The sequence below is a fragment of the Streptomyces sp. PL-29 genome (assembly GCF_058344425.1).
Genome location: NZ_CP136996.1, coordinates 3558651 through 3574106, shown reverse-complemented (window position 1 = coordinate 3574106; position 15456 = coordinate 3558651). Strand labels below are relative to the sequence as shown.

Sequence of the window (15456 nt, the reverse complement as noted above, 5' to 3'; positions counted from 1 at the left end):
GGGGGAAGGCGGACGGGGGAGCATCGGACCATGTACCGCGCCCCGGCCGTCCTGGCCCTCGCTCTGGCCCTGGCGGGGTGCGCCGACGTGGAGGGGCTGCACAGCGAGGGCGACCTGGGCACGGTGCACGCCCCGCAGAGCCTGTGGAAGGACATCCGCCCCGACCCGCCCCCGAAGCCGGGCACGTCCTCCGTGGTCCCGGGCCTGCCCGTGGTGCCGGGCCTCAGCATGCGCGCGGTGAACCCGGTGGGCGTCGTACGCGCCGACGTCACCTCCGCCACCGAGGAGGACGGCGGCACGGGCCGGCTGGTCGACCAGCGGGCCGCCCAGCGGCTCGCGCTCTGCACACAGGCTGTGGACGGCGGCCCCGACTGCCCGGTGCGCCCCGCGGTCTTCCACGATCTGACGGGCAACGGCCGGGAGGAGCTGATCACCGCCCTGGACATCGACGGCCGGCTCAGCGAGCTGCGCGTCTACACCGTCCGGGACGACGGGAGGATCGCCCGGATCCTGTCCCGGCGAGCGGTGCTGGAGGGGGTGGAGGTGGCCGCCGGACACCTGGCCGTCCGCGAGCCGACCTCGAACCCCGCCTACGTCGCCGTCGCCGACTACGTCTGGGACCCGAAGGGCGGGCTCATGAACCTCAGCCAGCTCACCCTCGACGACTGCCCCGCCCCCACCGGCGTGCCGCTCGGCACGGACGAGCAGCGATGCACGCGCTGAGCAGCCTCCGCTGGAAGATCGCCCTGACCACCACGGCGGTGTGCTGCGCGGTCGCCGCCGTGCTCGGGGTGCTGGTGCACAACGTGGTCGCGGCGCAGATCGTCGGCGAGGTCCGCAAGGACGCGGACACGGCCCTGGAGCACGCCCTCAGCCACTACGAGTACGGCACCACGCACGGCGACGTGAACATCGTCCTCGACCCGCCCCAGCTCCCCCGCCCGCTGCGCGAGCTGGTCGCCGGCGGCGACACCGGCAGCATGGTCGGCGCGTACGGGGGCAAGCCCGTCATGTGGGCCGCCGCGCCCGCCGACCAGCAGGCCCTCGCCGTGTGGATCCCCTTCGGGGACACCCGCGAACGGTTGCGGGACATCGACGCCGCGATCCTCGCCTCGGCCGCACTAGCCGCCGGAGTGGTGGCACTGGCCGGCCTCTTCCTCGCCGACCGGATCAGCCGGCGGCTCTCGAAGACCGCCGCCGTGGCCCGCCGGATCAGCGCCGGGGACCTGGACGCCCGGGTGGGGTTCCCCACCCGCGCGGACGACCGGCGGCCGGGCCGCCGCTCCCGGGACCGGGACGAGGTACGGGACGTGGCGCAGGCACTGGACCTGATGGCCGGGTCGCTCCAAGAACGGCTGGAGGCCGAGAAGCGCTTCACGGCGGACGTGGCGCACGAGCTGAGGACCCCGCTCACCGGCTCGCTGGCCGCGGCGGCCCTGCTGCCGGAGGGCCGCCCCAAGGAGATGATCAACGACCGACTGAAAGCGCTGCACCTGCTGACCGAGGACCTGCTGGAGATCTCCCGGCTCGAATCGGGCGTGGAACGGGCCGACCTCGCGCGGGTGGAACTCGGCAGGGCGGTGGGACGGGCCGTGGCGGGAGCCGGACCCGCCGTCTCGGTACGGGTGATCCGCGACGCGGCGGTGCTCACCGACCGGCGGCGCCTCGATCGGATCCTGGCCAACCTGCTGGCCAACGCCCACAAGCACGGCAGGCCGCCGATCGAGGTGACCGTGGACGGCCCGGTGGTCACGGTCCGCGACCACGGGCCCGGCTACCCGCCGGAGCTGATCGAGCAGGGCCCCCAGCGCTTCCGCACGGGAGACCCGGGGCGCGGGCGCGGCCACGGTCTGGGGCTGACGATCGTGGCGGGGCAGGCGGCGGTCCTGGAGATCACGCTGAGCTTCGCCAACGCCCCGGACGGGGGCGCGTTGACGACGCTCAGGTTCCCCGTCGGACGCCTGCCGGGCGGGGATTGATCGCGCGGGCCCGGTGTTTCACGTGAAACACCGGGCCCCACACGGGCGATGCCGATCAGACGCCGATGTTCTTGCCGTCCTTGCGCCAGACCGAGACGACGGCCGGGCGGACGATCTTGCCGGGACCGTCGGGCCACACCGACTGCGGCTTCTCGACGGACGCGCCGTCGATCTCGCCCGGGTGCTGGACGGCCACCAGGACGCGCTTGTCCTGGATCAGCGGGCCGCAGGTCTCGGCACCGCGCGGCACGGTCAGGAACTGCTTCAGCTCGCCGCGGCGTTCACCGCTGGTGGCGACGCCGAACAGGCCGTCGTGGGAGCCGAGCTGGTTGCCGTCGGTGGAGATCCACAGGTTGCCGTGCGGGTCGAAGGCCACGTTGTCGGGGCAGGAAATCGGGCTGACCTTGTCCTTCGGGAAGCCGGCGAAGTAGGTCGCCGGATCGTTCGGGTCGCCGGCGACCAGGAAGAGCCGCCAGGCGAAGCCGTCGCCGGCCGGGTCGTCGAAGTTCTCGGCGAGCTCCAGGATCTGGCCGTGCTTGTTCAGGTTGCGCGGGTTGGCCTCGGTGGCGCCTTCCTTGCCGGGCTTGCCGCGGTCGGTGTTGTTGGTGAGCGCGATGTAGACGCGGCCGGTGCGCGGCGAGGGCTCGACGTCCTCGGGGCGGTCCATCTTGGTGGCGCCCACCTTGTCGGCGGCCTGGCGCGTGAAGACGTACACCTCCTCGGCGGTCATGCCCTCGACGTGCGAGACGTTGCCGGTGGCCAGCTTGATCCAGACGCCGGAGCCGTCGAACTCGCCGTCGGAGGGGATCGTGCCGGTGCCGTCGATCTCAGCGGCCGGGCTGTCACCGGTGAGCTTGGCGACGTAGAGCGTGCCCTCGTCGAGCAGCGTGAGGTTGTGCTCCTTCGCCGCGCGCGAATTGCCCTTCTTCATCTGCTTCGACGAAACGAACTTGTAGAAGTAGTCGAAGCGCTCGTCGTCGCCCATGTAGACGACCGGGCGGCCGTCCTCGGTCAAACGCGGCTGCGCGGCCTCGTGCTTGAAGCGGCCCAGCGCGGTGCGCTTGCGCGGGACGGAGTTCGGGTCGTACGGGTCCAGCTCGACGACCCAGCCGAAGCGGTGCGACTCGTGGGGCTCCTGGGCCACGTCGAAGCGCTTGTCGAAGCGCTCCCACTTGCGCTCGGTGGCGCCGGAGGTCACGCCGTAGCGCTTCAGGCGGGCGGCGGCAGCAGGGTCGGTGACCTGGCCGGCGTTGCCGAAGTACTGGTTGAAGTTCTCCTCACCGTGGAGCGTGGTGCCCCACGGGGTGGTGCCGCCGGCGCAGTTGTTGAGGGTGCCGAGCACCTTGGTGCCGGTCGGGTCGACGGAGGTCTTGAGCAGGGCGCTGCCCGCGGCCGGACCGGTCATCCGGAACTCGCTGGTGGCCGTCAGGCGGCGGTTCAGCTGGTGGCGGGAGACGGCGGTCAGCTTGCCGCTGCGGTGGTCCTCCTGGACGACGACCACCGACAGGCCGTGCGCGGCCCAGGCGATCTCGACCTGCTCGCGGGTCGGGTTGGCCGGGTCGTACGCCTTGAACATCAGGACTTCGTCCGTGTACTCGTGGTTGGCCACGAGCAGCTGCTGGCGCTCGTAGCCCCCGCCGAGCGGCAGAAGGCTCAGGAAGTCATTGTTGTAACCGAACTGGCCGGCCTGTGCGGCGGCGGTCTGCTTGTCGGCGTTGAAGCCCGGAGCGCCCTTGATGATCGGGTCGCCCCAGCGGATGACCACGTTCTGCTCATGGCCCTCGGGGACGGTGACCTTGTCGTCGGTGTTCGGCGCGACGGACGTGAAGCGCAGGCCGCGGGCGGCCTCGCCGCGCCGGCCCGCACGGGCGGCCGCGGCGTCGGCGACGGGAGCCGCGCTGGCGGTCTGGCCCGACGCACTGAGCGCGACGGCGGAACCGGCCGCGGTGGCGACCGTCACGACGGCGGCGGAGCGGAGCATCGCGCGGCGGGAGTAGGCGCGGGCTATCACATCGCCCGCGTACTCGTTGTCGCTCGTGTTCGGCACCTCGTGGAAGCAGGCGTCACCACAGCGGTAACGACAGGTGAGAGCGGAACGGCCGCTCCCATGCGGGTTGCCGATGAACGGCAGGAGCTTGCGCACGAGTGTCCTCCGAGTGGCTGCGTGGGCGCCGACAACGTGTCGGAACAATCCAGCCGCGACGGTAGGCCCGGGTTGCGCCGAAGCGGCGGCGTGGGGATGAACGATGGGTGAACCCGGCACGTCGGAGCGGCAGTTCAGGAGCGGCATGATCACCTCAGGGAGCCGGGCGCCACGAAGGGCGCCCCTGCCGAAGATCCAGCCGGGCGGCCGATAACCTTACGTGTCCACTCTGGGCAGGGATCAACCGCGCAGCACGGACAAATGACGCACGCACTCATGCGAAAGGCCTGGCCCATGGGTATTCGGAGCTTGTTGCGCAAGGTGTTCGGACGGTCTGCGGAACCGGTTCCGGAAACCACCGACGCCACCTCGGCCGCTGTCCCGAACCAGGCGGAACGCACCCCTCTGGATGCGGCCGCCGACCTCGTGGCGGCGTCCTTCGACAATCCGACGGTTCCCCCGCAGTCCTCGCCGCGGGACCCGGAGCCCGGTACGGTCCTGACGGTCCCCGCCACGGCAGCGGACCCCACGGTCCCGGAGGCCCGCCGCCCGTCTTCCTCCTCGAAGCCCGACCAGGAACCCCCCGCCCCGGCGGAGCCGGCGACCGCCGAAGCCGATGGCGATGCCGCCGCCGCGCAGGCACAGGCCCCCGCCACGGCAGAACCCCAGGACGAGCAGCCCGAGGCGCCCGAGCCGCAGGCGGAACCCGCCGAGGCGCAGGCCGCAACAGAGGCGCCCGCGCCGCAGGCCGAAGCCGAAGCCGAAGCCGAAGCCGAAGCTCACAACGAGCAGCCCGCAGCCGAAGCCCCGGCCCCCCTCACCGAACAACCCGACACCACCGCCCCCGCGGAGCCGGCGACCGCCGAAGCCGATGGCGATGCCGCCGCCACGCAGGCGCAGGCCCCCGCCACGGCAGAACCCCAGGACGAGCAGCCCGAGGCCCCCGCGCCGCAGGCGGAACCCGCCGAGGCACAGGCCGCAACAGAGGTGCCCGCGCCGCAGGCCGAACCGCAGGCGGGGCCCGCGTATGCGGCGGCCGTCGTGCGGAAGCGGGCGCCCGGGGTGTCCGCCGCCTACAAGGCCGCCGGAACGGTGCTCCGCGGCAAGGGGAAGGCCGGCGCCCGCGCCACGGTCTACCTCGTCCTCGACCGCTCCGGTTCGATGCGCGGCTTCTACAAGGACGGCAGCGCCCAGCACCTCGCCGACCACGCCCTCGCCCTCGCCGCGCACCTCGACGACGAGGCGACCGTGCACACCGTGTTCTTCTCCACGGAGGTGGACGGCACCGCCGACCTGACCCTCGACAGCCACTACGGCTCCTGGGTCGAGGGCCGCCACGCCGAGCTCGGCCGGATGGGCCGCACCAGCTACCACGTGGCCGTGGAGGCCGTCGTGGAGCACTACCTCAAGGGCGGCGGCGAGGGCCCGGCCCTGGTCGTCTTCCAGACGGACGGCGCCCCCGACAACCGCCAGCCCGCCCGGCAGGCGCTGGCCGAGGCCGCCACCCGGGCTCCCGGCATCCACTGGCAGTTCGTGGCCTTCGGCGACCACGACTCCAAGGCCTTCGACTTCCTGCGCAAGCTGGACGCCGAGAACGCCGGCTTCTTCCACGCCGGTCCCGCCCCCGCCGAACTGACCTCCTCGGCCCTCCTCAAGGGCGTCCTGGAAAAGTTCTGAGCACAACGGAAGGGCCCGGGGGCTGACCCCGGGCCCTTCCGCACAGCTACACCGCTACCCGGCTACCGCTCAGCGCGCGGCGTCGGGGTGCACCGACTCCGCGATCGGCTTGGCGTCGGACGCCTTCGTCTCGACCGGCTTGCGCAGCGCGATGTTCAGCTCGCGCAGACGGGCCTCCTCCAGGACCGTCGGCGCGCCCATCATCAGGTCCTGCGCGTTGCCGTTGAGCGGGAAGGCGATGGTCTCGCGGATGTTCGGCTCGTCGGCCAGCAGCATCACGATGCGGTCCACGCCCGGGGCGATGCCGCCGTGCGGCGGGGCGCCGAGGCGGAAGGCGCGCAGCATGCCCGCGAACTCGCGCTCGACGGTCTCGGCCTCGTAGCCCGCGATCTCGAAGGCCTTCAGCATGACCTCGGGCTCGTGGTTGCGGATGGCGCCGGAGGACAGCTCGATGCCGTTGCAGACGATGTCGTACTGCCACGCCAGGATGTCGAGCGGGTCCTTCTCCTCCAGGTCCTTCATGCCACCCTGCGGCATGGAGAACGGGTTGTGGGAGAAGTCGATCTTGCCGGTCTCCTCGTCCTTCTCGTACATCGGGAAGTCGACGATCCAGCAGAAGCGGAAGACGTTGTCCTCGAAGTGGCCGGCGCGCTTGGCCGCCTCGACCCGGACCGGCCCCATGATCTTGGAGACCTCGTCGAACTCGCCGGCGCCGAAGAACACGGCGTGGCCGGGGACCAGGCCCAGGCGCTCGGTGAGGACCTTGACGTTCTCCTCGGTGAGGAACTTGGCGATCGGGCCGGACAGCGAACCGTCCTCGCCCACGCGCACCCAGGCCAGGCCCTTCGCGCCCAGCGAGACCGCGTAGTCGCCGAGGCCGTCGAAGAACTTGCGCGGCTGGGCGGCGGTGTCCGGGACGGCCAGGGCACGCACGTGCTTGCCGGCGAACGCCTTGAACTCCGAGCCCTCGAACACGTCGGTGATGTCGACGAGCTCCAGCTTGGCGCGCAGGTCGGGCTTGTCGTTGCCGTACTTCAGCATCGACTCGCGGAACGGGATCCGCGGGAACGGCGAGGTGACCTCGCGGCCGCCGCCGAACTCGGTGAAGAGCTCGGTCATCAGGCGCTCGATCGGCTGGAAGACGTCCTCCTGCTCGACGAACGACATCTCGACGTCGAGCTGGTAGAACTCGCCCGGCGAGCGGTCGGCGCGGGCGTCCTCGTCGCGGAAGCAGGGTGCGATCTGGAAGTACCGGTCGAAGCCGGAGATCATCAGCAGCTGCTTGAACTGCTGCGGGGCCTGCGGCAGGGCGTAGAACTTGCCCGGGTTCAGGCGGGACGGCACCACGAAGTCACGGGCGCCCTCGGGGGAGGTCGCGGTGAGGATCGGGGTCGCCATCTCGTTGAAGCCGAGGGCCACCATCTTCGACCGGATCGAGGCGATGACCGCCGAGCGCAGCATGATGTTGCGGTGCATGCGCTCGCGGCGCAGGTCGAGGAAGCGGTACTCCAGACGCCGCTCCTCGTTCACGCCGTCGTCGGTGTTGATGGTGAACGGCAGCGGGGCGGCGGCGCCGAGCACCTCGACCTCGGCGACCTCGATCTCGATCTCGCCGGTCGGCAGGTCCGGGTTCACGTTGTCCGCGCCGCGGGAGACGACCTTGCCGTCGATGCGGACCACGGTCTCCTTGGACACGCTGCTGAGGGCCTCGTTCGCCGCGGTGCCAGGGCGGGCGACCAGCTGCGTGATGCCGTAGTGGTCACGCAGATCGATGAAGAGGATGCCGCCCAGGTCTCGACGGTTGTGCAGCCAGCCGCTCAGTCGGACGTCGGCGGCGACGTCAGAGGCGCGGAGCTCGCCGCAGGTGTGGGACCTGTACCGATGCATCAGTCATCCAGTTCTACGCGATACCAGGGTGGATTCAACCGTCCCAAGGTTACCGTCCGGGGCGACGGCGGGGCTGGCAGTATCGCTCGCCTGCGCAAATGCGCGCGACAGGCACCGAAGAGGCACGTAACGGATATGACCTGTCAAGATGACCGAGTGCGTACCGAGGATGTCCTGGCCGCCGTCGCGACGGGTCTGTGGCGATGGGACAACGCCTCCGGGACGGTCTCCCTGGACGGGGAGGCCGCCCGGCTGCTCGGGCTGCCCGCCGAACCGGTGGAGCTGCCGGAGGCCGCCGTACGGTCCCGCTTCCACCCCGTGGACTGGAACGAGGTCAACGGGATCGTGAACCTGGCCGTCGCCGAAGGCACCCTCGCCGAGGCTCGGCTGCGGATCATGGACGTGGACGGACGGGTCATGCGGACCGTGCGCAGCCGCTCCAAACCGCTGGAGAGGTGGTCGGCCGACGGCAGCCTGGACTACGAGCTGATCGGCACCATCCAGGAGGTCGCCGAGCCGCAGCCGGGCACCACCGCCGTGCACACGCCCATCACCGGCGACTGGCGGCGTTCCCGCGAGGCCTTCCTGCTGGACGCCGGCCGGGCGCTGGCGGAGGCCCGGTCCACGGCGGAGGTGCTGCGGGTCGCGGCCTCGCTGTCCATGCCGGGCTTCAACCCCGACGGGCTGGCCGTCTTCGGCGTGGCCGGGGACCGGCTGTCGGTCATCGGGCACCACGGGCACGACGCCGGGGACGAGGGGCCCTTCACGGACATGGCGCTGGAGACGGACTACCCGGCCGCGGAGGTCGTCCGTACGGGCCGGGCGATCTACCTGCCGACCCCGGAGGACTACAAACGGCGCTTCCCGGCCACCTGGCCGCTCGCGCAGCGCTTCGACCGGGTGTCCTGGGCCTTCCTGCCGCTGATCGTGGCCGGGCGGACCATGGGCGCGTGGATGGCCGCCTTCAGGCAGCCCGCCTCCTTCTCGCCCGACGAGCGGTCCGTCCTGACGACCGTCGCCCGGATGCTCGCCCAGGCCCTCCAGCGGGCCGGGGTGGCCGAATCCGAGCGGGAACTCACCACCGGCCTGCAACGGTCGATGATGCCCCAGCTCGGCCCGGAGATCCCCGGCATGCGGATCGCCGCCCGCTACGTCCCCACAGGCGGCGGTCTCCAGGTCGGCGGCGACTGGTACGACATGATCCCGCTGCCGTCGGGCCGCTTCGCGCTGGTCATCGGTGACGTCCAGGGCCACGACGTCCGGGCGGCCGGGCTGATGGGCCAGCTGCGGATCGCCGTACGGGCGTACGCGTCCGAGGGACACCGGCCGGACGCGGTGCTCTCGCGCGCCTCCCGCTTCCTCGCCGGGCTGTGCGCCTCGCAGGACCCCCACACCGGGGACGGCGCCGACGCCCGGAGCCCGCGGTTCGCGACCTGCCTCTACGTGGAGTGCGACCCTCGGACCGGAACGCTGGAGGTGGCCCGCGCCGGCCATCCCGACCCCGCGGTCCGGATGACCGACGGCACCGTCCTGACGCGGCCCACCGCCGGCGGGCTGCCCCTCGGGATCGTCCCCGACACCGACTACCCGACCACCCGATTCACCCTGGAGCCCGGCGAGACGATGATGCTCTGCACCGACGGGCTCATCGAAACCGGCGGCCACGACCTGGACACCGGCTGGGCCCGGCTGCGCGCCGTCCTGGAGGCCGACACGCACGAGGCCGGGGGCCATGAGGGCGGGCATCTCGAAGTGCTCGCCGACCTGCTGGTCCGGGCCGTGCACGGACCGTCCTCGCACCACACCACCGGCCCGCTGGCCGACCGCCGCGAGGACGACATAGCCGTGGTGCTGCTGTGCCGCGAGGGCGGCGGCTGCGGCTGCGGCACTCCGGTGGCACACCCGGCCCGCCCCGTCCGCCGCACGATGCTGACCGTGGCCCAGGCGGAACCGGAACGCATCGCCGGCGCCCGCCGGCAGGTCCGGGAGCTACTGCACGACTGGGCCGACGAGGAGCAGCTCGACGCGGTGGTGCTGATGGTCTCCGAGATGGTGACCAACGTCCTGGTGCACACCGACGGCGACGCCCTGCTGGTGGCGGAGGCCGCCGGCGAGCTGGGCGAGCGCCGGCTGCGCGTGGAGGTCACCGACTCCAGCGACGAGCTCCCGCACAAGCGGCACCCCGGCGAGATGGCCTCCAGCGGGCGCGGCGTGCTGCTGATGGAGATGCTGGCCGACGCGTGGGGCGTGGACCCGCGCGGCGAGGGCAAGTCGATCTGGTTCGAGCTGTACGAACAGTCGAAGCAGCCGGACACCCCCTAGAGCTGACCCCCGAGCCGGACACCGCCTGGAGCCGCGGCCGGAGCCGGAGCCGGGACACCCCTTGGTGCCGGACGGCTCCGGGCCGACGCGGCCGGGGGGCTCCTCAGGGCCCCGTGGTTGGATGACGGCGTGCCGAACTCCCTGCTCCCCGAACCGGTGCGGCGGCTCGCCGCCTGGTGCGCCGTCGCCCTGCTGGCCGCTGCCGTCCTCGCCGTCGGCGTATGGCTGTGCACCGTCCTCCAGACCGTCGTCACGCCCGTCCTGCTGGCCGTGCTGGGCACGGCCCTGCTCGGGCCGATGCACCGGCGCCTGGTGGGCATGGGGGCGAACCGCTCACTGGCCGCGGCGCTGACCTGCCTCGCCGTGGTCGCCGTCGTCGGCGGAGCCTCCTACATCGTGGTCCTCGCGCTCATCGAGACCGGCGACCAGATCGTCGACTCGCTGCGGCGGGCCGGCCGGATGCTCGCCGAGCACTTCGGGGCGGTGGGCACCTCGCTGGAGGACATCACCGCGAACTCCAAGGACCTGCTGGCGAAGTTCGGCGGCACAGCCGCGTCCGGCGTGGTCGCCGGGCTCAGCGTGGTGGGTTCGATGCTGGCGATGGTCCTGCTCGCGATGGTGCTGATCTTCTTCTTCCTGCGCGACTCCGACCGGGCCGTCGACACGCTGCGCTCGATCGTGCCGAGCCGTTCCGGCGACCTGATGGAGGCGATGGGGCGGCGCGCCTTCGAGGCCGTGGAGGGCTTCATGCGCGGCACCACCTTCGTGGCCCTGATCGACGGCGTGCTGATCGGCGCGGGTCTGCTGATCCTCGACGTGCCAGGGGCACTGGGCCTGGCCGCCCTGGTCTTCGTGACCGCCTACATCCCCTACCTCGGCGCGATCCTCTCGGGCGCCGTCGCGGTCCTGGTCGCCTTCGCCGACCGCGGGTGGGTGATCGGCCTGTGGGCGCTCGGCCTGGTGCTGCTGGTCCAGATGATCGAGGGGTACGTGCTGCAGCCCGTGGTGCAGAGCCGCACGGTGCAGATGCACCCGGCCGTGGTCATGCTGGCCATCACCGCCGGGGCCAGCGTCGCCGGGATCCTCGGCATGCTCCTCGCGGTGCCGCTGACCGCGGCGGTCTTCGGCGTCGCGTCGGAGCTCCGCGCCCGCTATGCCGCGGCGGAGCCGGAGCCCGAGCCGGAGGCACAGCCGCAGCCCGCGGGCCCCGCCTGACCGGACTCCGGTACGACGACCGCGGGCCGCGCCCCCTTCCCGGGGCGCGGCCCGCAGTCGTGTCGCTGCCTCACGCCGTCAGTCCTCCTCCGCCCGTCCCGCCCCGCGGTGGCCGAGACCGGTGCGGGCGGTGGTGGGGATACGGCCCAGCCGGCCCGCCTGGAAGTCGTCGAAGGCCTGCTGGAGCTCGTGCTTGCTGTTCATGACGAACGGCCCGTAGTGCGCCATCGGCTCCCGGATCGGACGCCCGCCGAGGAGGACGATCTCCAGGTCGGGTGCGTGGGAGTCCTGCGACTCGTCCGCCCGCACCGTGAGCGATCCGCCCTCGCCGAAGACCGCCGTCTGCCCGGTGTGGACGGGCCTGCGGTCCTCACCGACCGACCCGCGGCCGGCCATCACGTACGCCAGGGCGTTGAAGTCCTCGCGCCACGGCAGGGTGATCTGCCCACCCGGCGCGACGGTCGCGTGGATCATCGTGATGGGCGTGTGGGTGATCCCCGGGCCCTCGTGGCCGTCCAGCTCACCGGCGATCACCCGGAGCAGGGAGCCGCCGTCCGGGGTGGACAGCAGGGTGACCTTGCCGCCGCCGATGTCCTGGTAGCGCGGGGGCATCATCTTGTCCGAGGCCGGCAGGTTCACCCACAGCTGGAGGCCGTGGAAGAGCCCGCCGCTGACGACGAGCGACTCCGGCGGGGCCTCGATGTGCAGCAGGCCCGAGCCGGCGGTCATCCACTGGGTGTCGCCGCCGTTGATGACTCCGCCGCCGCCGTTGCTGTCCTGGTGGACGAAGGTGCCGTCGATCAGGTACGTGACGGTCTCGAAGCCGCGGTGCGGGTGCCACGGGGTGCCCTTCGGCTCGCCCGGCGCGTACTCCACCTCGCCCATCTGGTCCATCATGATGAACGGGTCCAGGTACTGGTAGTTGATCCCGGCGAACGCGCGGCGCACCGGGAATCCCTCACCCTCGAACCCACTCGGTGCGGTGACGACGGCCAGCACCTTGCGCGGGACGGCGGCCTGGGGCTGGGCCACGCGCGGAAGCGTCAACGGGTTCTCAACAGTCACTGCGGGCATGGTCAGGACCTCCTTCTGATCCGAGTTTAGTTGAAACTCGAACTTTCTGCCACCGGTCAGAACGCGGACCCCCCGTCCTCCATTCCCGGAGCGGCAACCCGCCCCGGCGACACACGGTCCGTGACACGCAACCGACACAGGGTGGCTTGAAGATCACGATCCACTTCCGGCACCCGATGCCTCGCCCTTCACACCCGCACACCTTGATAGAACTGACGTCCACGGCGACACGACGATCTCGAAGACACCACGGGGGAGACGATGGGTTTCGACGAGGAATGGGCCCAACTGCGCGCGGAGGCGACGGAGCGTCAGAACCCCGCCATGCGCCTGAACCAGCTCGCCGCACCGGACGGCGGCGGCGGAGGCGGAGGCGGCGGCTCGGCCGACTTCGGCAGCGACGAGTCGAAGAAGAAGATCGCATCCGGAAAGCTCGGCGGCGAGGTCAGGACGCAGACGGAGACCGCCGCCAAGAAGGCCGACGAGGAGACGGCGTCCGCCATCACCGCCTTCTCGGGCTGGGACACGGCGGCGGGCCTGAAGACGGTCGAGACGACCTGGGACAACCAGGTCAAGAACCTGCTGAGCCGCCTGGCCACGGAGTCCCACAACCTGGCCGTCACACGGCGGATGTTCCTGGGTCAGGACAACGAGATCTACAACGGCTTCCGCCCGCTGCTGAAGCCCGCGCCCGAGCCGGGCGTCGAGGCATACCGCTGAGAGGGGAGCAGTAGACCATGGGACTCACCTACAAGAAGGTCATGTCGACCCAGTACGACAAGCTCACCGCCGCGGCGAAGGCCTGGGACGACATGGCGAGCGACTTCAAGAAGGCGGAATCGGCCTACGCGGCGGCCACCCAGGGGCTGGCGCAGGGCAACACCACCTGGCAGGGCATAGCCCAGGGTGCCGCCTACACGAACTTCGCGGGCACGCAGTACGAGTACGGGGCCGCGCAGACGCAGGCGAAGGCCGTCGCAAACCTGCTGCGGGACGCGCACGGGCAGTTCACGGAGCTGAAGCAGCGACTGGAGTCGGTGGTCGCGGACGCCCGCAAGGCGAAGATGGCCGTCGACGACGAGGGCAACGTCCGCCCCGACCTGACCGCCCAGGAACGCTACGCGTACGTCCACGACCCCGACGGCCAGAAGCTGCTCGGGGAGTGGAACAAGGCGGCCAACGACTGGGCCGACCAGATCAAGAAGTACGTCAAGGCCTTCGAGGACGCCGACGCCGGCGTGAAGCTGGCCCTCGCGGGCGCCGTGAAGGACAGCAACAAGGACGCCATCACGGGCAAGGACGCCACGCGGAACGGCTTCAACGCGGACGCCAAGAGCGACATCGAGGAATACGAGCTGGAGTACGTCAAGGACGTCGCCACCCGGCTCAACAGCGGCGCGCCCGTACCGAACGCCGAGGTCGAGGCGTTCAACCGCATCATGCGCGACAACAGCAACCCGGCTTTCAAGCATCACACGGAGTTCGGCCGGGACTTCGTGGGCGTGCTGGGCGCCGAAGGCACGATCAAGCTGGCCAACACGCTCAACAACGTCGCGCACTCGGGTGATTCCGGCCGCAAGGGCCTCTACGGCGACACCAACAAGTCACTGGCCAACACCCTCGCCAACGCCACACAGATGGTCTTCGTCGCAGGGCAGAAGAACCCTGCCTACGGCACCAAGGAGTACCAGCAGGCGTTCGAGAAGTGGTCGAAGACCCCGGACGCGAAGTTCTACAACGACTTCATGGCCGACCTGAAGAAGGCGGGCCTCGACAGGTTCGACCTGGACGTAGCGGCCGACAAGGCCCCCATGACCCGCGGCCAGGGCCAGGAGATCCGCGGCTACCAGGGCCTGGTCACCCTCATGCAGCAGGGCGACGGCTACTCGCCCCAGTTCCTCGGCGACCTCACGGACCAGATGATCGACGCCGAGAAGAAGGACAAGGACGTCTGGGACCTGCACGGCAAGTTCGAGGGCAGCAAGGACGGCTGGTTCAAGAACGATCCGGTCGACGCAACGCTGGGAATCATGAGCCGCGACCCCGCGACGGCGACCGGATACCTCGACCCGAACGCCGACGGCGACAAGAACCGCCTGGAACACCTGCTGACGGAGCGCGACTGGAACATCGTCAACACCGTCGACTGGCGCGGCAACACCGAGATTTCCGGCTCCGACACCTTCGACAAGGACGTCCGGGCCGGCCTGGGCCTCGCCCTCGAAGCCGCCACCACCGGACGCCCGCCGGGATCGCCGGGCGAGGAACTCGGCCGCCACAGCGAGGCCGAGGCCCGCATCATGCACGACACGATCAACCTGCTCGACTACGGCGACGCGGAGGGCAAGGAGGGCAAGTCGGACCGCACCGGCAAAGCGGACGAGCTGCTCAAGAAGGAGGAGTTCGCCAACATGCGGGATCCCTTGGCACGGGCGTTGGTCACCTACACGCAGGACACCGGGGACATCCTCGCGGGCGACGGTACCGGTGGCCGAGTCGGAAAGAACGACGAATATGCGCACGGGGACGAGTCGCAGATCCAGAACAGCCGAACCAGCGTTCTGCGTTTCATGCGAGGAGTTTCCGACGTCCCCGAGGGCGAGGAGCCCAAGAACTTCAACATGCTGTATCAGGCTCAACTCGGCTACATGGCAGAGCAGCTCGCGTCCGAGACGTATCCCAACGGCGACGCGATCACGCCTCGCGCGCAGAAGATCGGCGAGGTCTACGGCAGCATGACCGCGCTGGGCGGAGACCTCCGCATCGGGCAGCTCGAAGCTCAGGTCTCAGATGCCAGCAACAAGCGATTCTACGGCTACCACGTCGGAGGCGGTCTGATCACCGGGATCCCCGTCATCGGCGATATGGCACAGCGCACGGTCGATATCGGACTCAACGAATGGCTTTCCGCAGTCACAGCGGAGAAGGGATTGGTGGCCAGGGAGGACCGGGCTACGCGGAACGACGCCGCCCAGGACGCACTCGACACCTTCTTCGAGAACTGGCACACGCAGCAGCCCGGCGGTGCTTCCGAAGGTGTGACCAACGTGGCGAAGGGTGAGGCTCAGCAGAGCTACAACGCCGGTCGCAGCAACACCATCGATGCTCTCAAGGCACGCGTCTAAAGCAGACAGAACCAGCCCGGAAGCAGGATCAAGG

10 protein-coding genes are annotated in these 15456 nt (G+C 70.8%); 7 read left to right on the top strand and 3 right to left on the bottom strand.

The genetic code is table 11. From position 1 onward, the window contains the following. Positions 1-30 precede the first annotated feature (30 nt). Positions 31-723 carry a hypothetical protein gene (locus tag R4Z63_RS16385; protein WP_384448237.1) on the top strand — a complete coding sequence of 231 codons (693 nt, stop codon included), beginning with the start codon at positions 31-33 and terminating at the stop codon, positions 721-723. Then, on the top strand, positions 711-1979 hold the full coding sequence (locus R4Z63_RS16380; RefSeq protein WP_037920642.1) for a sensor histidine kinase: 1269 nt from the start codon (positions 711-713) through the stop codon (positions 1977-1979). Before R4Z63_RS16385 ends, R4Z63_RS16380 begins: the two co-directional genes overlap by 13 nt. Before the next feature lie 55 nt (positions 1980-2034). Here R4Z63_RS16380 and R4Z63_RS16375 read toward each other — a convergent pair whose 3' ends face one another. After that, on the bottom strand, positions 2035-4122 hold the full coding sequence (locus tag R4Z63_RS16375) for a PhoX family protein (protein WP_384448234.1): 2088 nt from the start codon (positions 4120-4122) through the stop codon (positions 2035-2037). A gap of 294 nt (positions 4123-4416) precedes the next feature. On the opposite strand from R4Z63_RS16375, the gene R4Z63_RS16370 reads away from it, so the two are divergent. Next, complete coding sequence (locus R4Z63_RS16370; RefSeq protein WP_384448231.1) at positions 4417-5799, top strand: VWA domain-containing protein; 1383 nt, start codon at positions 4417-4419, stop codon at positions 5797-5799. A 69-nt stretch (positions 5800-5868) separates the two neighbouring features. Here the strand turns inward: R4Z63_RS16370 and aspS are convergent, their stop codons facing one another. Further along, positions 5869-7686: an aspartate--tRNA ligase gene (gene aspS, locus R4Z63_RS16365; protein WP_037920636.1), complete on the bottom strand. Its 1818-nt coding sequence runs from the start codon at positions 7684-7686 to the stop codon at positions 5869-5871. A gap of 156 nt (positions 7687-7842) precedes the next feature. Here aspS and R4Z63_RS16360 point away from each other — a divergent pair, with 156 nt between their 5' ends. Together R4Z63_RS16360 and R4Z63_RS16355 are read left to right on the top strand one after the other, a co-directional pair. Then, positions 7843-10008, top strand: a complete 2166-nt coding sequence (locus R4Z63_RS16360; RefSeq protein WP_384448228.1) for an ATP-binding SpoIIE family protein phosphatase — start codon at positions 7843-7845, stop codon at positions 10006-10008. A 129-nt stretch (positions 10009-10137) separates the two neighbouring features. After that, positions 10138-11223, top strand: a complete 1086-nt coding sequence (locus R4Z63_RS16355) for an AI-2E family transporter (protein ID WP_384448225.1) — start codon at positions 10138-10140, stop codon at positions 11221-11223. A 78-nt stretch (positions 11224-11301) separates the two neighbouring features. On the opposite strand, the gene R4Z63_RS16350 is transcribed toward R4Z63_RS16355, so the two are convergent. Then, positions 11302-12297, bottom strand: coding sequence for a pirin family protein (locus tag R4Z63_RS16350; protein WP_384448222.1), 996 nt, complete (start codon positions 12295-12297; stop codon positions 11302-11304). Positions 12298-12558: 261 nt separating this feature from the next. Here R4Z63_RS16350 and R4Z63_RS16345 point away from each other — a divergent pair, with 261 nt between their 5' ends. Further along, a complete protein-coding gene (locus tag R4Z63_RS16345) occupies positions 12559-13017 on the top strand; it encodes a hypothetical protein (protein WP_384448219.1) in 459 nt (152 codons plus the stop codon). A gap of 17 nt (positions 13018-13034) precedes the next feature. Next, positions 13035-15422, top strand: a complete 2388-nt coding sequence (locus tag R4Z63_RS16340; RefSeq protein ID WP_384448216.1) for a hypothetical protein — start codon at positions 13035-13037, stop codon at positions 15420-15422. Positions 15423-15456: the final 34 nt, after the last annotated feature.

What these genes read in the sequence shown, in the direction of transcription:
- R4Z63_RS16340 (WP_384448216.1), top strand. Translation starts at nt 13,035, where the DNA reads ATGGGACTCACCTACAAGAAGGTCATGTCGACCCAGTACGACAAGCTC.
- R4Z63_RS16380 (WP_037920642.1), top strand. Translation starts at nt 711, where the DNA reads ATGCACGCGCTGAGCAGCCTCCGCTGGAAGATCGCCCTGACCACCACG.
- R4Z63_RS16385 (WP_384448237.1), top strand. Translation starts at nt 31, where the DNA reads ATGTACCGCGCCCCGGCCGTCCTGGCCCTCGCTCTGGCCCTGGCGGGG.
- R4Z63_RS16345 (WP_384448219.1), top strand. Translation starts at nt 12,559, where the DNA reads ATGGGTTTCGACGAGGAATGGGCCCAACTGCGCGCGGAGGCGACGGAG.
- R4Z63_RS16350 (WP_384448222.1), bottom strand. Translation starts at nt 12,297, where the DNA reads ATGCCCGCAGTGACTGTTGAGAACCCGTTGACGCTTCCGCGCGTGGCC.
- aspS (WP_037920636.1), bottom strand. Translation starts at nt 7,686, where the DNA reads ATGCATCGGTACAGGTCCCACACCTGCGGCGAGCTCCGCGCCTCTGAC.
- R4Z63_RS16370 (WP_384448231.1), top strand. Translation starts at nt 4,417, where the DNA reads ATGGGTATTCGGAGCTTGTTGCGCAAGGTGTTCGGACGGTCTGCGGAA.